We start from the raw sequence: 17,618 nt of genomic DNA, 5'->3' as shown, positions 1-17,618 counted from the left end.
GGGGGGGGGCCGGGGGGGCCCCGGCGGCCCCGCGCGCGGGGGGGGGGGCGGGGCCGCGGGGGGGGGGGGGGGCCCGCCCCCCCCCCCCCCGGGCCGCGGGGGCCCGGGGGCCCCCCCGCCGCGAGCCCGTCCACGCCGGCGTCCGCGAGGAACGCGGGAAGCAGGGCGCGGGCGTGGCCCTCCGCGTCGGCCGCCCGGCGGTGCTCGGCGTCGGCGGAGTCCCGCAGTTCCAGGGCGGGGGCTACGGTCTCGGCCTTGCGGGCCCGCTCCATGCGGTCCTGTGCCTCGCGGTGGGCGCCGGAGCGCTCCCGCAGCCGCTCGGCGCGCTCCCGCGCCTCGGCGAACCGGCGTTGCAGCCGGTGTCGTTCGCGCTCCTCGTCCAGGGCGCGCGATGCCTCCGCACGTACGGATTCGGCGGTGGCGAGCCGGCAGTGGGCGGCGGTGAGCTGTTCGCGGGCGGTGCTGCGGGCGACGGCGGCCGCGGTCAGCACGGCCTCGGCCAGGCCCGGTTCGCCCGGGGTCAGCTCGGGCAGGTCCATGGCGGCGCCCGCGGCCTGCTGCATGCGGTGGGCGTCGGCGAGCAGGTCGGCGTCGCCGTCGCGCACCCGGGACTCGGCGGCCCGTCGGCGTTCGGCGAGGCGCTTCTCCACCTCGGCGAAGCGGTGGGTGTCGAAGAGGCGGCCGAGCAGCTTGCCGCGGGCCTCGGCGTCGGCGCGCAGGAAGCGGGCGAAGTCGCCCTGCGGCAGCAGCACCACCTGGCAGAACTGCTCCCGGCTCATGCCGAGGAGCTGGGTGATCTCCTCGCCGATCTCCTGGTGCGAGCGGCTGAGGTCCTTCCAGGTCCCGGAGGCGGCGTCGCGCTCCCGCAGCCAGGTCTGCGCCTTGTCGACGGTGGTACCGGTGCCGCGCTTCTTGGGGCGCTCCCAGGGCGGCTGCCGGGTGATCTCCAGGCGGCGTCCGGCGACGGTCAGTTCAAGGGTGACCGAGGTGCGGGTGCCGGGTGCGGCGTGGTCGCTGCGCAGGGTGGTGCCCTGGCCGCCCTGGCGGGCGCCGGGGACCGAGCCGTAGAGGGCGTAGCAGACGGCGTCCAGGACGGAGGTCTTGCCGGCGCCGGTGGGGCCGTGCAGCAGGAACAGGCCGGCGGTGGACAGGGCGTCGAAGTCGACGCTCTGGGTGGTGCCGAACGGGCCGAAGGCGGTGATGTCGAGCCGGTGCAGCCTCATCGGGCCCCCTCCCGCACGGCTTCGTCGGCGCGCACGGCGTCGAAGGCGTCGCGCAGCACGGTCCGCTCGCGGGGGTCGGGTCCCGCGCCGCGGACGTGGGCGACGAAGTCCTCGGCGATCTGCTGGTCGTCGCGGCCGGCGAGGCGGCGGGCGTAGGAGACGTCGGGGTCGTCCGGCGGCCGGTCCGGGTCGAAGACGAGGGCGAGGGTGTGCGGGAACCGCTCGGTGAGCCGGGCCATCGGGTCGGCGGGGCGGACCGGGTCGGTGAGGGTCGCCTCGACCCACGCCTCCTCGTGCGGCGCGAGCGTGGGGTCGGCGAGGAGCTCGTCGAGGGTGCCGCGGACGCGGGCCAGGGGGCGCGGCACGGGGCAGTCGACGCGCTCGGCGGTGACGGACCCGCCGGCGTCGAGGTCGACGAGCCACATGCTCTTGCGGTGCCCGGCCTCGGAGAAGGAGTAGGGCAGCGGGGAGCCGGAGTAGCGGACGCGGTCGGTGAGGGTCTGGCAGCCGTGCAGATGGCCGAGCGCCACGTAGTCGACGCCGTCGAACACGGCGGCGGGCACGGACGCGACGCCGCCGACCGCGATGTCCCGTTCGCTGTCGCTCGGTTCGCCGCCGGTGACGAAGGCGTGGGCGAGGACGACGGAGCGGGTGCCGGCCGGGCGGGCGGCGAGGTCGGCGCGCACCCGGTCCATGGCGGCGGCGAGCACCGCCTCGTGCCCGGGCCGCTCCACGCCGAACGCGTCCCGCACCAGGGCCGGTTCGAGATACGGCAGGCCGTAGAAGGCGACGTCCCCGTGCGCGTCGGACAGCACCACGGGGGTGCCGCACGCGGAGGGGTCGGTGCGCAGGTGGATGCCGGCGCGGCCCATGAGTCCGGCGCCGACGCCGAGGCGCCGGGCGGAGTCGTGGTTCCCGGAGATCATCACCGTGGGCACGCCGAGGGCGGCGAGCCGGTGCAGCGCGTCGTCGAACAGCTCAACGGCGGAGAGCGGCGGCACCGCCCGGTCGTACACGTCCCCGGACACCACCACCGCGTCCACCTCGCGCTCGCGCGCGGTGGTGACGAGGTGGCCGATGAAGTCGGCCTGGGCACCGAGCATGCCGACCCGGTGGAAGGACCGGCCGAGGTGCCAGTCGGACGTGTGCAGGAATCTCATGACCCCGGCAGCCTAACCGGCGCCTCGGACAGCGCGGGCGGTTGCTCCCGTATCACCCGTCATGGCTCGAACCGGTATGCCCGTTATCTCCAGAGAGGGGCGATACGGACGGGGCGTCAGGCGTCTCCGTACGCCTCCCCGCCGAGTTCGAGGCGGGCGCTGCCGGCCGTGGCGTCGGCGAGCCAGGAGCGGAAGGCGTCCACGTCGGCGTCCGGGAGGCCGATCTCGATGGCGACCTCCTCGCCGTAGCGGACGTCGCGCACCTCGCGGCCGGTGGAGCGCAGGTCGTTCTGCACCTTGCCGGCCCGCTGGTGGTCGACGGTCACGGTGGCCAGCCGGAAGCGCCGCCGGGTGATCGTGCCGAGGGTGTCGAGCGCCTCGCCGACGGTGCCGCCGTAGGCGCGGATGAGTCCGCCGGCGCCGAGCTTGACGCCGCCGTAGTAGCGGGTGACGACGGCGACGACGTACCGCATGTCGCGGCGCAGCAGCATCTGCAGCATGGGGACGCCCGCGGTGCCGCCGGGCTCCCCGTCGTCGCTGGCCTTCTGGACGGAGGCGTCGGCGCCGATGACGTACGCCCAGCAGTTGTGGGTGGCGTCGGCGTGCTCCTTGCGGACGGCGGCGACGAAGTCCTGCGCCTCCTGCTCGGTGGCCGCCGGGGCGAGGGCGCACAGGAAGCGGGAGCGGTTGATCTCGGTCTCGTGCACACCCGCGCGGGCCACGGTGCGGTACTCGTCCTGCATCCGCCCAGCCTAAGCGCCCCTGGTCAGCGTCTGCCCCGCGGGACGGTGAGGGCGGTCAGCAGGGCGCCGCCGGGATGCAGGTCGCGCCAGGTGGCGCCGCGCCAGTCGAGCACCGCGACGGCGGACGTGGGGAACTTGGCGCGGACCCGGTCCAGGGTGTCGTCGAGGCCGTCGTCGGCGAGGGTGAGGACGAGGTCCTCCAGGCCAGGGTTGTGGCCGACGAGCAGCAGGGTCTCGACCTCGGCGGGCACCTCGCGGACCACGGTCAGGAGACCGGGGACGTCCGCGTGGTAGAGGCACGGGTCGTGCCGGACCGGCGGGGGTGTGCCCCACTGTTCGGCGGCCAGTTCCCAGGTGCGGCGGGCGCGGACGGCCGTGGAGCACAGGGCGAGCCCGGGCAGGCAGTCCGCGGCGGCAAGCGCCCGGCCGGCGGCGGGGGCGTCCCTGCGGCCGCGGGCGGACAGGGGACGCTCGTGGTCGGAGACGCCCTCCGGCCGGGCCGACTTGGCGTGCCGCAGCACGACCAGACGGCGCAGCGGTCCCGCGGCGGAGCGCTCGATCATGCCGGGTTCCCCAGGTCACGGGCCAGGTCGAGGCCCAGCAGCCGGTCGGCGTAGGCGTACGTCTCGAAGCGGGCGCCGTCGGCCAGGCCGGGGTCGGACTCCACCGCGCGCAGGACGTCGAGCACCGCGGCCGTGTCCAGGTCGTCCTCCCAGGCGGCGCGCAACTCGGCGCGCACCGGCTCGGGCACGGGACGGGAGGGCCGCCGCGCCCAGTCGGCGACCGCGCGGCGCCAGTGGCCGAGGGTGTCCCCGGCCTCCGTCAGCGCCCGCGCGTCGATCCGCACGGGCGTGCGCCGGGGATGTGCGAGCAGGGCGAGGCGCAGTGCGGCCTGGTCGGTCGCGCCCGGCGGGACGGGCGCCTCCCACCGCACGGGGGCGACGGCGATCCGTACGCCGTCGGGTTCCGGGCCGTCCTCGCCCACCACGTGCAGCACCTGTGCCTCGCCCAGCCCGGCGCCGGAGTCCCCGCCCTCCTCGAAGGGCCGGACACCGAGGGCGGCGCCCGCCGCGCGCAGCTCCTCGCGCTGCCGTTCGCCGCGGAGCAGCGCCCACACCGGGGTGCCGCCGAGCTCCAGGGCGCGCACGAGGAGGTCCGCGGCGAGCAGCACACGGAGGCTCGTCGGGTCGGGCCCCTGGGTGTGGGCCTCGACGCGGGTCAGGCCCCGGCGGGCCGGGGCGGCGTCCACGGGCTCGCCGGTTCGGGCGTCGGTGATGCGCAGCACGAGGCGAGCGTAGGCGCGCGAGCGGGCGCACGCGGGTATCTCGCACGCTTTTCGGGTCACCGCTTGCGGATCGCCCGCCCGGGCCGGCGGGCGCGCGGCTCGGGGAATCACCGTGCGCCGCGCCTGGTTGTGCGGGGGAAACGCTCTTTCGACCCGCAGGAGGCCCACGGTGTACGGCGACGAGGCAACGGTCCGCGAGATTCTCACCGGACTCGGTGACACCTGGGCCGTGGTGGGCCTGTCCTCCAACGAGGGCCGTGCCGCGTACGGCGTGGCGCAGGTGCTGCAGCGGTTCGGCAAGCGCGTGGTGCCGGTGCACCCGAAGGCGGAGACCGTGCACGGGGAGCAGGGCTACGCCTCGCTGGCGGACATCCCGTTCGACGTGGACGTCGTCGACGTGTTCGTGAACAGCGACCTGGCGGGGGAGGTCGCCGACGAGGCGGTGGCCAAGGGCGCCAAGGCGGTGTGGTTCCAGCTCGGGGTCGTCGACGAGGCGGCGTACGAGCGGACCCGCGCGGCGGGGCTGGAGATGGTGATGGACCGCTGCCCCGCGATCGAGATCCCCCGGCTGGGCCTCGGCTGAGCGGTCGCCGACGCCTGCCGGACGGACGCGACGGCCGTCATGACGGCGCGGTGAACGACGCGCCCCCACGCCAACTCCCGTGCCGCGAGGCGGTTTCCGGTGGTCGTGGCGGGGGCGGGGGCCCGGAGGCCTCAGGCCACCCCGAGTCCCTCCAGCACGACCGCTCCCGGCAGCTCCGCGAACGCCTTGCCCGGCACCAGGAGCTTGCCGCGCCGCCGGCCACTGCCGACGAGCACGTACGGCAGGTCCACCACGGCCGCGTCGACCAGGACGGGCCAGCTGTCCGGCAGCCCGACGGGGGTGATGCCGCCGTACTCCATGCCGGTCTCCCCCGTGGCCGTGTCCATCGGGGCGAAGGAGGCCTTGCGGGCGCCGAGGTGCCGGCGCACCACGCCGTTGACGTCGGCCCGGGTGGTGGACAGCACGACGCACGCGGCGAGCGTGGATTCGCCGCCGCGCTTGCCCGCCACCACCACGCAGTTCGCCGACCGCTCCAGCAGGTCGCGGCCGTAGTGCTCGACGAAGACGGCGGTGTCGGCCCAGCGCGGGTCGGTCTCGACGTACAGGATCTGGTCGGCGGGGACGCTGCCGCTCCAGGCGCGGACCGCGGCCGCGACGGGGGCGGTGAGCTCGTCGAGGCACTCGGGGGCGGGAGTGGCGTGGTCGAAGTCTCCGATGGGTGCGCGCATGGCGGCACCGTAACAGCAGGTGCGGCGGCTGCCCGAGGGCGTCTCAGTGGACGGGCGGCACCGACACCGCCATGATCATTTCCATCGGCTCGTCGCCCGTGTTGGCGTAGGTGTGCGGGGTGTCGGCCTCGAAGGACGCGCTGGCGCCGGCGGGCACCCGGTGCTCGTCGCCGTCGACGGTGAGCGTCAGCTCCCCGGCCGTGACGTGCAGGAGTTCGGCCGTGCCGTCGGGATGGGGGTCGGAGTCGCTGCTCTCCCCCGGCATGAGCCGCCACTCCCACATCTCCAGCGGGCCCGACGCCTCGGTGCCGGTCAGCAGCCGGCTGTAGCTGCCGCGCCCGGTGTGCCACAGCCGCACCGTCCGGTCCGCGGGGACGATCCGGACGTTCGGGCCCCGCTCGTAGTCGAGCAGGGTGGGCACGCTGACGCCGAGCGCGTCGCCGATCTTGACGACCGTGCCGATGCTCGGATTGGTGCGGGCCTGCTCGATCTGGATGAGCATCCCGCGGCTGACGCCCGCCCGGGCCGCGAGGGTGTCCAGGGTGAAGCCCCGCTCGGTGCGCCAGCGCTTGACGTTGCGCGCCAGGGACCGGGTCAGCAGGTCGAGGTCCGCCACATTCCGTCCGTTCGACATTCCGGATGACCGGGTCCGGCGTCCGTGCCACCGCGGTGCACCCGGTCGTTCACCGCACTGTACTGCGCGGCCGTCGGCCACAAGGTGCGGGTGTCAGGCGCCGGGTTCCACCTCGGCCAGCCGCGCGATGCCGTTCGCGTCGCACCGGGCGAGCCGGGCGGCGCCCTCCTCGTCCAGCTCCGCGAGCCGGGCCACGCTCTCCTCGTCGAGTTCCGACAGCGCCCGCAGCTGGCCGGGCGTGGTGCCGTCCGGGATCGGCACGGGTGGCGGGGTGCGCAGCGGCGGCTGCCAGCCCTCGTCGGGCGTCCAGCGCCGCACCACCCGGGCGGGGGCGCCCGCGACCACGCAGTGGTCCGGCACCTCGCCGCGGACGACCGCCCCCGCCGCCACCACCACGTTCCGCCCGACGCGCGCGCCGGGCAGGATCACCGCGCCGGTACCGATCCAGCATCCGGGGCCGATCTCCACCGGCTCCATCCGCGGCCACTGCTTGCCGATGGGCTCGTGCGGGTCGTCGTAGGAGTGGTTGGTGGAGGTGACGTAGACGTACGGGCCGAAGTAGCAGTCGCTGCCGATGGTCACCGTGGTGTCGGCGATGACGTGGCTGCCGCGGCCGAGGACGACCCCGTCGCCGATCCGCAGGATGGGTTCGGGGCCGAGGTCGAGCCCGGGCATGAGACCGGCGGTCAGGGTGACCTGCTCGCCGACGATGCAGTGCGCGCCGATCCGGATCCAGGGTTCACCGAAGACCGTGCCGAGCGGGAAGGCCAGCCTGGTACCTGTTCCCATGGCGCCGAAGCGGAAGCGGCCGGGGTGCTCGGCGGTCACCGAGCCGGTGCGCTGCGCCCAGGCCCAGCCCGCGTGGACCGCGCGCTGGGCGAGGCGGCGCGGCCAGGACGAGAACGTGTTCTTGCGCTTCGGCACCCGCTCACCGTAGTCCGCGGGCACCGTGACCACGGCCCGACGCCCCTGTGATCTTCACCCCACCGGGTGGCGTACGGTTCCCCCGACACCCGACGAGGAGGCGACGATGACGCACCAGGCTCTGATCACCGGCATCGGCGGCAGGGAGCCGCGCATCGACGAGGGGGCGTTCGTGGCGCCCACGGCGAGCGTGATCGGTGACGTGACGCTGCACGCGGGGGCGAGCGTCTGGTACGGCGCGGTGCTGCGCGGCGACGTGGAGTCGATCGCGGTGGGCGCGAGCAGCAACATCCAGGACAACTGCACCCTGCACGCCGACCCCGGGTTCCCGGTCACCGTCGGCGAGCGCGTCTCCGTCGGGCACAACGCGGTGGTGCACGGGGCGGCCGTCGAGGACGACTGCCTGGTCGGCATGGGCGCGACCGTGCTGAACGGCGCCGTGATCGGCGCGGGGTCGCTGGTCGCAGCGCAGGCGCTGGTGCCGCAGGGAATGCGGGTGCCGCCCGGCTCGCTGGTCGCGGGGGTGCCGGCGAAGGTGCGGAGGGAGCTGACGGCCGAGGAGCGGGAAGGGCTGACCCTCAACGGCACGATGTACGCGGAGCTGGCGAAGGCGCACCGGGATCAGCACGCGGGCTGAATCGGGTCGCAGCTCGCCTGCGGGCCGGCGGGGTCCGTCCGCGCAGTTCCCCGCGCCCCTGAAGGGCGACGGGAGCCGCACCCCCCAAGCCACCCGCGGCCCGGTGGGGGCTGAACACGCAGTTCCCCGCGCCCCCGAGGGGCGACGGGAGCCGCACCCCCCAAGCCACCCGCGGCCCGGTGGGGGCTGAACACGCAGTTCCCCGCGCCCCTCAAGGGGCGACGGTCGGGCCGCGTGCCCAGGGGCGCGGGGAACTGCGCGACAAGCCCCCACCGGCCCGGACCCGGCGAACGACCGCAGGCGGTGTCCGTCGCACGGGCGACCTGAAGGGTGCAGACCGGACAGCTCACCCAGGGGCGCGGGGAACTGCGCGACCGGCCTCAGTCCCCCACGGGCGCCGGAGTGGACGTCGGTTCCACGGCGGCCGCCGCCTTCTTCGCCTTGCGCTTGAGCACCAGCATCGAGGTGACACCGATCAGCACGGCCAGCACCAGGCCGAGCCACGAGAACCGCTTCAGCCAGGACTCGGCGACAATGCCCACGTAGTAGATGACGGCCGTGGTGCCGCCCGCCCAGACGATGCCGCCGAGAACGTTGGCGATCAGGAACTTCCAGTACGGCATCCGCAGCACGCCCGCGAGCGGGCCGGCGAAGATCCTCAGCAGGGCGACGAAGCGGCCGAAGAAGACCGCCCACATGCCCCACTTCTGGAAGGACCGCTCGGCGGTGGCGATGTGTCCCTCGCCGAAGTGGCGGGGGAACTTCCCGCCCAGCCAGGCCAGCAGCGGACGTCCCCCCTTGCGGCCGATGGCGTAGCCGATCGAGTCGCCGATGATCGCGCCGGCCGTGGCAGAGGCGCCCAGGATCACCGGGTCGATGTCACCGTGCTGGGAGGCGAGCAGCGCGGAGGAGACCAGGATGATCTCGCCGGGCAGCGGGATGCCCAGGCTCTCCAGCCCGATGACCACTCCCACCAGCGCGTACACGGCGACCGCGGGTACGGTCTCGAGCCATTCCTGGACGTGCAACGCCTCTTCCTCCGGTCCGCCGATGCCGTCTGCGTTCGCGTGCGCCCGGTCGAGGGGCACGGTCGGGAAGCCTACCGGGTCGGGGAACGCCGCCTTTCCGGGGCCGGATGCCGCGCCGTCGGGGCCGTACGGCCCATGCGACGCGGGCCGGGCCGGAGCGACCCTGGAGGCAGCCACGGGAGATACCGACGGCACACAGATCGCGTCCGGGAGGCCCGCCATGTTCGCTCCCCCGTCCCCCAGTCTGCCGCGAGCCCTGCCCGCCGAGCACCGGGACCGGCTCATGTCCGCCGCGCGTGAGGTGTCCTTCCCGCCAGGGACCCGGCTGTTCGAGGAGGGCGGCCGGGCGGACCGGTTCTGGGTGATCCGGACCGGCACCGTCGAGCTGGACATGCGTGTGCCGGGCCGCCGGGCCGTCCTCATCGAGCGCCTCGGGCACAACGAGCTGATCGGCTGGTCGTGGCTGTTCCCGCCGCACGTCTGGCACCTGGGCGCGGAGGCGGCCACCCCGGTGCGGGCGTTCGAGTTCGACGCCGCGTCCGTCCTCGCCCTGTGCGAGCGGGAGCCGGAGCTGGGCCGGGAGGTGACCCGCTGGGTCGGCGAGGTGGTGGCCCACCGGCTGCATTCCGCCCGGGTCCGGCTGCTCGACCTGTTCGGCCCGTACGGCGCCGGCGGAGCGCTGTAGGGGGCACGGACCACGAGGCGGCGCCCGCCTCCGCGAACTTGCTACGCCCCTGTCAAAGGGCGGTGACCCAATCGTGTCCGGGGCGCGGCTAGGGTGGCTGCCCATGTGGCCAGGACAGCAGCCGCCCGGGGGCGAGCAGAACCCGCAGTCGAACAATCCGTACCAGCAGCCGGGGTACCAGCAGCCGAATCCGTATCAGCAGCCCGGCTACCAGCAGCCGAACCCGTACCAGCAGCCCGGCCACCAGCAGCCGAACCCGTACCAGCAGCAGCCGCAGTGGGGCGAGCCCTCCACCGTCGGCATGCCGCAGCCGTCGGACGGCGGCGGTGGTGGCGGGAACCGTACGAAGCTGGTGGCGATCATCGCGGCGACGGCGGTCGTCGTCGCCGCGGGTGTCACGGGCTTCCTGGTGCTGGGCGGTGACAAGGACGACGAGGCCGACGGCAAGAAGACCGGGCCGAGCGCGACCGCGTCCGAGGAGACCTCCGCGGAGCCGAGCGTCTCCGCGTCGAAGGACAACCCGCGCGGCGGTGACGACGAGCAGGCCACGATCCCCGGCTGGCAGGTCGTCGTGAACACGCGCTTCGGCACCAAGTTCGACGTCCCGGCGGACTGGGAGATCGAGACCCCGGACACCAGCGTGGGCTTCGAATGGGAGGAGAAGGACGGTGAGATGGGCCGTACCACCGTCACCGCTCCCGCCTACCTGAAGTCCAAGTGGTGCTCCGTCGACGAGAACAAGGACGGGCGCATGGAGGACACCGCGCTCGCCACCACCGGCACCCGCGGCGAGAACGGCGCCAAGAACACCAAGGAGGCGGCCGAGACCCGGGTGCCCTGGTGGATCTTCGGCGGCTACACGCAGCCCGACAAGAAGAGCGTGAAGTTCGACGCGCCGAAGCCGTACACCACGAAGTCCGGCATCACCGGGCACGTGGCCACCGCGCACTCGGAGAACACCCCGCAGAAGGGGAAGTGCGACACCGAGGGCAAGGCGATCACGTTCGGCTTCCAGAACGGCGCCGGTGACTACGTGACGTGGAACCTGTACGGCGCCAAGGGTGTCAAGGACGAGATTCCCGAGGCGACCGTGCAGAAGATCCTCAGCACGGTCCGCCTGACGGAGGAACCGCCGAAGGAGGGGTGACGGCCGGGCCCCGGCGAGAGGGGCCCCCGGAACTCATTTGGCAAGTCGGCCCGGTCCCGGCGATAGTCACCGGGTGCCGACCTCCGCCGTCCGCCGCCGTCCCGCCTGGGCCGGCCGCAACTACACGCTGCTGACCGCCTCCGCCGTGGTGACCAACCTGGGCAGCCACGGTGCCCTGATCGCCTCCGCGTTCGCCGTGCTGGGCGCGGGCGGCGACGGCGGGGACGTGGGCCTCGTCGCCGCCGCCCGCACCTTGCCGCTGGTGCTGTTCCTGCTGATCGGCGGTGCCGTCGCGGACCGGCTGCCCCGGCACCACGTGATGGTCGCGGCCAACGCCCTGAACTGTGTGTCGCAGGCCGCGTTCGCCGCGCTGGTCCTCGCCGGTGAGCCGATGCTGTGGCAGATGATGCTGCTCAGCGGGCTCGGCGGTGCCGGGCAGGCGTTCTTCAACCCGGCCGCCGAGGGCATGCTGCTCTCCTCGGTCGACGGCGAGCAGGCCGGGCGGGCGTTCGCGGTGTTCCGCATGGCGATGCACGGGGCGACCCTGGGCGGCGCCGCGCTCGGCGGCGCCATGGTCGCCGCGATCGGACCCGGCTGGGTGCTGGCGGCGGACGCGGCGGCCTTCGCGGTCGCGGCGGTCCTGCGGGCCTTCCTCGACGTGAAGCACATACCGGCCCGGGCGCCGGGCGGCGGGATGCTCTCCGACCTCAGGGACGGCTGGCGGGAGTTCACCGGCCGGCCGTGGCTGTGGGGCATCGTCGTGCAGTTCTCCGTCGCCAACGCGGTGGTCGGCGCGGCCGACGCCGTCTACGGGCCGCTGGTCGCCCGGGACCACCTGGGCGGGGCCGCCCCGTGGGGTGTGGCGCTGGCCTTCTTCGGCGGCGGCACGGTGACGGGCGCCCTGCTGATGACCCGCTGGCAGCCGCGCCGCCTGCTGCTGGTCGGCACCCTGTGCGTGTTCCCGCTGGCGTTGCCGTCCGCCGCGCTCGCCCTGCCCGTCCCGGTCGGGGTGCTGTGCACGGTGATGTTCCTGACGGGTGTGTCCGTGGAGGTGTTCGGCGTCTCCTGGATGACCGCGCTGCACCAGGAGATACCCGAGGAGAAGCTGTCCCGGGTCTCCGCCTACGACTGGTTCGGCTCGGTCGCGCTGGTTCCGGCGGCGATGGCCCTCGCGGGGCCGGCGGAGACGGCGTTCGGCCGCACCGACGCGTTGTGGGGCTGCGCCGCGCTGGTCGTCGTGGTCACGGCGGCGGTGCTGTGCGTGCCGGATGTGCGGAATTTGCGTCGGCGCACCAAGCAGGTCACGGGCGTCACGGACGCCCCGCTTCCTGCTGCCGCCCCCACCCGGGGCTGACCCCCCGCCCGGCGGGGGCTGCACCCCCCAAGCCACCCGCGGCCCGGTGGGGGCTGGTCGCGCAGTTCCCCGCGCCCCTGTAGGGCGACGGTCGCACCGCATCCCCAGGGGCGCGGGGAACTGCGCGAACCACCCCCACCAGCCCGCACCCGACCACCCACCCTCACCCCCCAAGGGGCGCGGGGAACTGCGCGAACCACCCCCACCACGCCGCACCCGACCACCCACCCTCACCCCCCAAGGGGCGCGGGGAACTGCGCGAACCACCCCCACCAGGCCGCACCCGGGCGCTAACCGATCGCGAACGCCCCCGAGGGCGGCAAGGGTGACGGCACCGCCGTCCCCTCATGCAGCGGCACCGCATCGCCCACGAACTTACGCAGAGAACCCCCGTGTGCCACCCGCGCCGGAAACGGATCGGCGGCGACCGCACGGGTCAGTGCCGGGACGTCCAGAGGACGGTCGGAAACCGCCAGAACGACGTTCCCGAACCGCCGCCCCCGCAGCACCGCCGGCTCGGCGACCATCGCCAACTCCGCGAACCTCGCACCCACAGTCGCCAGTTGCGAACGCAGGAACACGAACGGGACCGCGTCCGCGAGGTTCGCGAGATACACCCCGCCGGGCCGCAGCACCCGCCCGACCTCCTCGACGTACGCGACGGTGGTGAGGTGCGCGGGCACCCGGGAGCCGCCGAAGACGTCGGCGACGACCACGTCCGCACTGTCGTCCGGCGCCGCTTCCAGCCAGGCGCGGGCATCCGCCGTGTGCACGGTGACACCCGCACCGACCGGAAGCGGCAGGTGTTCGGCGACCAGGGCGGCGAGCCCTCCGTCGGCCTCGACCACCTGCTGGCGGGAGCCGGGCCGGGTGGCGGCCACGTAACGGGGCAGGGTCATGCCCCCGCCCCCGAGATGCACGGCGTCCAGCGCCTCGCCGGGCGGGGCGACGACGTCGAGGACGTGCCCGAGCCGCCGGGCGTACTCGAACTCCAGGTGCGTCGGCTCGTCCAGGTCGACGTAGGACTGGGGCGCCCCGTCGACGGTCAGCAGCCAGGCCCGCTCCCGGTCGACGTCGGGCATCAGCTTGGCGGTGCCGTGCTCGACGGCGCGGGTCACGGGGATGGGCTCGCTCACGCTCCCATTGTGCCGCCGCCCCCGCACCCGGCCGCCCGCCCCCTGCCTGCCGAGGAGCGGGCGGCCGTGCGCGTCAGAGGCGGCTCACGCGACCTCCGTCACCGTCCCGGCGCCGACCGTGCGGCCGCCCTCGCGGACGGCGAAGCCGAGGCCCGGCTCCAGCGGCACCTCGCGCCCGAGCTCCACGGTGACGGTCACCGTGTCCCCGGGCCGCGCGACCGCCGCCTCACCGAGGTCGACGTCGCCGACGACGTCCGCGGTGCGGATGTAGAACTGCGGCCGGTAGCCGGTCGACAGCGGTGTCGTCCGGCCGCCCTCGCGGGCCGACAGCACGTACAGCCGCGCCGTGAACCGCCGACTGGGCGTCACGCTGTCCGGCGCGGCCACCACGTGCCCGCGCCGCACCGCGTCGCGCGGCACCCCGCGCAGCAGCAGCGCCACGTTGTCCCCGGCCTGCGCCTCCGTCATCGGCTTGCCGAAGGTCTCCAGGCCGGTCACCACGGTCCCGGTGTCCGCGCCGAGCACCTGCACCTTGTCGCCGACCCGGACCGTGCCGCGCTCCACCGCGCCGGTGACGACGGTGCCCCGGCCGGTGATGGTGAGCACGTTCTCCACCGGCATGAGGAACGGCGCGTCCAGATAGCGCTCGGGCACCGGCACGTACGTGTCGACCGCGTCCAGCAGCGCCTCGATCGACGCCGTCCAGCGCGGGTCGCCCTCCAGCGCCCTGAGCCCGGAGACCCGGACGACGGGCGCCGCGTCGCCGCCGTAGCCGTGGGCGGACAGCAGCTCGCGGACCTCCAGCTCGACCAGGTCGGTCAGCTCCTCGTCGCCCGCGTCGGCCTTGTTGAGGGCGACGACGATGTGGTCGACGCCCACCTGCCGGGCGAGCAGCACGTGTTCGGCGGTCTGCGGCATGATCCCGTCGAGCGCGGAGACGACGAGGATCGCCCCGTCGAGCTGGGCGGCGCCGGTGACCATGTTCTTCACGTAGTCGGCGTGGCCGGGCATGTCGACGTGCGCGTAGTGCCGGGTGTCGGTCTCGTACTCGACGTGCGCGATGTTGATGGTGATGCCGCGGGCGGCCTCCTCGGGGGCCCGGTCGATGCGGTCGAACGGCACGAAGCCGGCGGAGCCGCGGTCGGCCAGGACCTTGGTGATGGCGGCGGTCAGGGTGGTCTTGCCGTGGTCGACGTGGCCCATCGTGCCGATGTTGAGGTGCGGTTTGGTGCGGATGTACGCCGTCTTGGACATGGCGGTACCTCGAAGCCTCTCGGGTGCTGACGCGTAGGGCCCCGGCGCGGCGGATCGGCGCGCGGCCGGGACGGGGACCCCAGGAACCTGGCCGACCCTCCCCCTGGGGGGTCCGCCGGACGATCCGGGGAGGGTCAGCTTCGGGCGCCGTCGACTGCGGCGAGGAGAACGGGGACGGCAGCCTTCGGGGCATCCGCGACCGCGGATGCTGCGAGGAGGAAGGCGTACCGGAACATGACGTCGATCCTTGCCGACACCGAGCCCCGCGTCGACCTATTTTCCGCGAAGCGGAAGTCCGCCCTACGCTTCAGCCGCTCCCCGGTCATGCCCCGATGTTCTTCAGCGCCTCACGCACCGACAGCGGCGCGAACCGGTGGCCCTCACGCATCAGGAAACCGCGCACCGCGTCCGGGTCGGTCCTGGCGTACTCGCGCAGGGCCCATCCGATGGCCTTGCGGACGAAGAAGTCGGGGTGGCCGGACTGGGCCAGGCAGTAGCCGAAGAGCCGCTCGGCGTCGGTGCGTTCCTTGTACCGGAGCTGGTGCAGCAGCGCGGTGCGCACGAGCCACAGGTCCTCGTCGGCGCTCCACCGGTCCGTCACGGCGGTGAGGGCGGGATCGGCGGCGACCAGCGCCCCGACGACGTGCGCGGCGAGCAGGTCGACGGTGTCCCACCAGGGGACGGTGGTGACGAGGTGCCGGGTGACGGGCAGGAAGCCGGAGGAGCACCGGCGTACGTGCTTGCGCAGGTAGTCCACGGCGAAGTAGTGGTACTCGCGCTCGGGCAGGTCCCAGCAGCGCAGGGCGACGGCCGTGCAGTCGGCCTCGGACGGCCGGGGCAGTCCCGCCTCGACGGTGCGGGACAGCGCGCGCCGCGCCGGGGTGGCCAGGCCCAGGAAGGGGGCGGCGTCCTTCATGTAAGCCCGCATGGCGTCCGCCCGGGCGGGGTCGGCCGCGGACGCGTACGCGGCGATGAGCCGCTCCAGCACCGTGTCGGCGAGCGGGCTGTCCGGCACGCGGAGCGGCGCCGCACCGTCTTCTGTGACGCGCATGAGACGAACACTACGGCGATCTCGCACATATGTCGGTTAGTGTCACCGGATGCTCGATGCCACCAACCGCTCTGGGGGCACCGCCACGGCCCGTCCCCGGCCGGCCTCGTCCGACCTCGCGGTCGCCGTCCCCACGGCCGCACCCGCTCTCGCGTCCGCCGCGACTCCGCTCGGCCGGTGCGCGAGAGTCCTGTTGTCGCCGTGGTCACGGCTGTCCCTGCTGGTCGTGCTGCTCGCCTCGGCGGCGGCGGTCATGGTGGTCATGGAGCCACAGCGGCTGCTGACCGACGGCGGGATGGTCCGGCTCGGCGGCGCCGCAGCCGTCGTCGCCTACGCGGTGGCGTACGGGGCGTGCACCGTCGCGTTCGTGCCGCGTCCGCTGCTGAACCTGGCCGCGGGGGCGCTGTTCGGCTCCCAGTTCGGCCTGGTCGCGGCGCTCGGCGGCACGGTGCTGGGCGCCGGGCTCGCGTTCTGCCTGGGGCGGGTGCTCGGCCAGGAGGCGTTGCGTCCGCTGCTGCGCGGACGCTGGCTGAAGGCCGCGGACCACCAGCTCAGCCGGCACGGTTTCCGGTCGATGCTGGCGGCACGGCTGTTCCCCGGCGTCCCGTTCGCCGCCGCCAACTACTGCGCCTCCGTCTCCCGGATGGGCCTGCTGCCGTTCCTGCTGGCGACGGCGCTCGGGTCGATCCCGAACACCGCCGCCTACGTGGTGGCCGGCTCCCGGGCCTCCACCCCGACCTCCCCGGCCTTCCTGATCGCACTGGCCTGCATCGCCCTGCCGGGACTCGCGGGGGCGGTCGTGGCGTGGCGCAAGCGGCACCGGTTGCGCGCCGGGTAGCAGCGCGGGCGGTTCGTCAGATTCGCTCCAGGATCATCGCGTTGGCGAGCCCGCCGGCCTCGCACATGCTCTGCAGGGCGTACCGCGCGCCGCGCTCCTCCATGGCGTGGACCAGTGTGGTCGTCAGGCGGGTGCCGCTCGCGCCGAGCGGGTGGCCGAGGGCGATGGCTCCGCCGTGCACGTTGACCTTGCCGAGGTCCGCGCCGGTCTCCTGCTGCCAGGCGAGGACCACACTGGAGAACGCCTCGTTGACCTCGAACAGGTCGATGTCGCCGAGTGACAGGCCGGCCCGGCGCAGCACCTTCTCGGTGGCCGGGACGACGCCGGTGAGCATCAGCAGCGGATCGGAGCCGGTGACGGCGAAGCTGTGCAGTCGTGCGAGGGGGCGCAGGCCGAGCCGGGCGGCCGTCTCCCCGGCCATGACGAGGACGGCGGACGCGCCGTCGTTGACCGGGCTGGCGTTGCCGGCGGTGACGTTCCACTCGATCTGCGGGAAGCGCTCGGCGAAGTGCGGGTCGTGGTAGGCGGGCCGGAGTCCGGCGAGGACCTCGGTGGTGGTGCCGGGGCGCACGCACTCGTCGCGCGTGACGCCCTCCAGGGGCGCGACCTCGGCGTCGAACAGCCCGGCGTCCCAGGCCGCGGCCGCCCGGCGGTGCGAGGAGACGGCGAAGGCGTCCATCTGCTCGCGGGTGATCGACCACTTGGCGGCGATGAGCTCGGCGCTGATGCCCTGCGGGACGAGTCCCTCCGGGTAGCGCGCGGCGACTCCTGGTCCGAACGGGTCCTTGCCCTCGGGCACGTTGGACCACATCGGCACCCGGCTCATGGACTCCACACCGCAGGCGACGGCGATGTCGTACGCGCCCGAGATGACGCCCTGGGCGGCGAAGTGCACGGCCTGCTGGGAGGAGCCGCACTGGCGGTCGACGGTGGCGGCGGGCACGGACTCGGGCAGCCCGGCGGAGAGGGCGGCGTAGCGGGTGGTGTTCATGGCCTGCTCGCCGACCTGGTCGACGGCGCCGCCGATGACGTCGTCGATCAGCTCGGGGTCCACGCCGGAGCGTTCGACGAGGGTGCGCAGGGTGTGGGCGAGCAGTTCGACCGGGTGGACGTGGGCGAGGGCACCGTTGGGCTTGCCCTTGCCGACGGGGGTGCGTACGGCTTCCACGATGACTGCGTCACGCATGGTGCGGGCCTCCTTGGCCGGACCGGTTCAGGACAGGGCGGTCACCGGGACTTGGCTACCG

Annotated in this window: 19 protein-coding genes; 6 read left to right on the top strand and 13 right to left on the bottom strand. The window is 74.4% G+C overall.

Features of this window, described 5'->3' with window-relative positions; all coding sequences use genetic code 11:
- The 5 genes from ACIF8S_RS29745 to ACIF8S_RS29725 form a co-directional block, all read right to left on the bottom strand.
- Window positions 1–1,223 (bottom strand): AAA family ATPase (locus tag ACIF8S_RS29745; RefSeq protein ID WP_400003250.1); only part of this gene is annotated, 1,223 nt, incomplete at its 3' end.
- Window positions 1,220–2,383, bottom strand: coding sequence for an exonuclease SbcCD subunit D (locus ACIF8S_RS29740; protein WP_400003248.1), 1,164 nt, complete (start codon window positions 2,381–2,383; stop codon window positions 1,220–1,222). The genes ACIF8S_RS29745 and ACIF8S_RS29740, both read right to left, overlap by 4 nt.
- A gap of 116 nt (window positions 2,384–2,499) precedes the next feature.
- The gene (locus tag ACIF8S_RS29735) at window positions 2,500–3,126 is read right to left on the bottom strand and encodes a YigZ family protein (RefSeq protein WP_400003247.1); all 627 of its coding nucleotides are present in this window, start codon (window positions 3,124–3,126) and stop codon (window positions 2,500–2,502) included.
- Window positions 3,127–3,149: 23 nt separating this feature from the next.
- Window positions 3,150–3,689 carry a SixA phosphatase family protein gene (locus ACIF8S_RS29730; RefSeq protein ID WP_400003245.1) on the bottom strand — a complete coding sequence of 180 codons (540 nt, stop codon included), beginning with the start codon at window positions 3,687–3,689 and terminating at the stop codon, window positions 3,150–3,152.
- Window positions 3,686–4,411 (bottom strand): hypothetical protein, encoded by a 726-nt coding sequence (locus ACIF8S_RS29725; protein ID WP_400003243.1) that lies wholly within the window; start codon window positions 4,409–4,411, stop codon window positions 3,686–3,688. The genes ACIF8S_RS29730 and ACIF8S_RS29725 overlap by 4 nt, the downstream gene beginning before the upstream one ends.
- Window positions 4,412–4,580: 169 nt before the next feature.
- Between ACIF8S_RS29725 and ACIF8S_RS29720 the strand changes: the two genes are divergently transcribed.
- A complete protein-coding gene (locus tag ACIF8S_RS29720) occupies window positions 4,581–4,994 on the top strand; it encodes a CoA-binding protein (RefSeq protein WP_400003241.1) in 414 nt (137 codons plus the stop codon).
- A gap of 131 nt (window positions 4,995–5,125) precedes the next feature.
- Here ACIF8S_RS29720 and ACIF8S_RS29715 read toward each other — a convergent pair whose 3' ends face one another.
- The 3 genes from ACIF8S_RS29715 to ACIF8S_RS29705 form a co-directional block, all read right to left on the bottom strand.
- Window positions 5,126–5,683: a YbaK/EbsC family protein gene (locus ACIF8S_RS29715; RefSeq protein WP_400003240.1), complete on the bottom strand. Its 558-nt coding sequence runs from the start codon at window positions 5,681–5,683 to the stop codon at window positions 5,126–5,128.
- Between the two features lie 43 nt (window positions 5,684–5,726).
- Window positions 5,727–6,299 carry a helix-turn-helix domain-containing protein gene (locus tag ACIF8S_RS29710; RefSeq protein WP_400003238.1) on the bottom strand — a complete coding sequence of 191 codons (573 nt, stop codon included), beginning with the start codon at window positions 6,297–6,299 and terminating at the stop codon, window positions 5,727–5,729.
- Window positions 6,300–6,410: 111 nt separating this feature from the next.
- Window positions 6,411–7,241: an acyltransferase gene (locus ACIF8S_RS29705; protein WP_400003237.1), complete on the bottom strand. Its 831-nt coding sequence runs from the start codon at window positions 7,239–7,241 to the stop codon at window positions 6,411–6,413.
- A 106-nt stretch (window positions 7,242–7,347) separates the two neighbouring features.
- On the opposite strand from ACIF8S_RS29705, the gene ACIF8S_RS29700 reads away from it, so the two are divergent.
- Entirely contained in the window at window positions 7,348–7,878 is a 531-nt protein-coding gene (locus ACIF8S_RS29700) for a gamma carbonic anhydrase family protein (protein ID WP_400003235.1), read from the top strand.
- Window positions 7,879–8,258: 380 nt separating this feature from the next.
- Here the strand turns inward: ACIF8S_RS29700 and ACIF8S_RS29695 are convergent, their stop codons facing one another.
- A complete protein-coding gene (locus ACIF8S_RS29695) occupies window positions 8,259–8,906 on the bottom strand; it encodes a DedA family protein (protein ID WP_400003251.1) in 648 nt (215 codons plus the stop codon).
- Window positions 8,907–9,126: 220 nt separating this feature from the next.
- Here ACIF8S_RS29695 and ACIF8S_RS29690 point away from each other — a divergent pair, with 220 nt between their 5' ends.
- The 3 genes from ACIF8S_RS29690 (at window position 9,127) to ACIF8S_RS29680 (ending at window position 12,092) form a co-directional block, all read left to right on the top strand.
- Window positions 9,127–9,591, top strand: a complete 465-nt coding sequence (locus ACIF8S_RS29690) for a cyclic nucleotide-binding domain-containing protein (protein ID WP_400003233.1) — start codon at window positions 9,127–9,129, stop codon at window positions 9,589–9,591.
- Between the two features lie 103 nt (window positions 9,592–9,694).
- Window positions 9,695–10,738 (top strand): hypothetical protein, encoded by a 1,044-nt coding sequence (locus tag ACIF8S_RS29685; RefSeq protein ID WP_400003232.1) that lies wholly within the window; start codon window positions 9,695–9,697, stop codon window positions 10,736–10,738.
- 73 nt (window positions 10,739–10,811) lie between these two features.
- On the top strand, window positions 10,812–12,092 hold the full coding sequence (locus ACIF8S_RS29680; protein ID WP_400003230.1) for an MFS transporter: 1,281 nt from the start codon (window positions 10,812–10,814) through the stop codon (window positions 12,090–12,092).
- A gap of 290 nt (window positions 12,093–12,382) precedes the next feature.
- Here ACIF8S_RS29680 and ACIF8S_RS29675 read toward each other — a convergent pair whose 3' ends face one another.
- The 3 genes from ACIF8S_RS29675 to ACIF8S_RS29665 form a co-directional block, all read right to left on the bottom strand.
- Window positions 12,383–13,228 (bottom strand): spermidine synthase, encoded by an 846-nt coding sequence (locus tag ACIF8S_RS29675; RefSeq protein ID WP_400003228.1) that lies wholly within the window; start codon window positions 13,226–13,228, stop codon window positions 12,383–12,385.
- Window positions 13,229–13,312: 84 nt separating this feature from the next.
- On the bottom strand, window positions 13,313–14,482 hold the full coding sequence (gene tuf / locus ACIF8S_RS29670) for an elongation factor Tu (RefSeq protein WP_400003226.1): 1,170 nt from the start codon (window positions 14,480–14,482) through the stop codon (window positions 13,313–13,315).
- Window positions 14,483–14,804: 322 nt separating this feature from the next.
- Window positions 14,805–15,533: a DNA alkylation repair protein gene (locus ACIF8S_RS29665; protein WP_400003224.1), complete on the bottom strand. Its 729-nt coding sequence runs from the start codon at window positions 15,531–15,533 to the stop codon at window positions 14,805–14,807.
- 49 nt (window positions 15,534–15,582) lie between these two features.
- Here ACIF8S_RS29665 and ACIF8S_RS29660 point away from each other — a divergent pair, with 49 nt between their 5' ends.
- The gene (locus tag ACIF8S_RS29660) at window positions 15,583–16,371 is read left to right on the top strand and encodes a TVP38/TMEM64 family protein (RefSeq protein ID WP_400003222.1); all 789 of its coding nucleotides are present in this window, start codon (window positions 15,583–15,585) and stop codon (window positions 16,369–16,371) included.
- A gap of 16 nt (window positions 16,372–16,387) precedes the next feature.
- On the opposite strand, the gene ACIF8S_RS29655 is transcribed toward ACIF8S_RS29660, so the two are convergent.
- Window positions 16,388–17,557, bottom strand: coding sequence for a thiolase family protein (locus ACIF8S_RS29655; RefSeq protein ID WP_400003221.1), 1,170 nt, complete (start codon window positions 17,555–17,557; stop codon window positions 16,388–16,390).
- Between the last annotated feature and the right edge of the window lie 61 nt (window positions 17,558–17,618).

The organism is Streptomyces sp. NPDC085937 (genome assembly GCF_044540535.1).
Classification (GTDB): Bacteria; Actinomycetota; Actinomycetes; order Streptomycetales; family Streptomycetaceae; genus Streptomyces.
The sequence above is the reverse complement of the archived record's forward strand: the minus strand, read 5'-3'. Positions and strand labels throughout refer to the sequence as shown.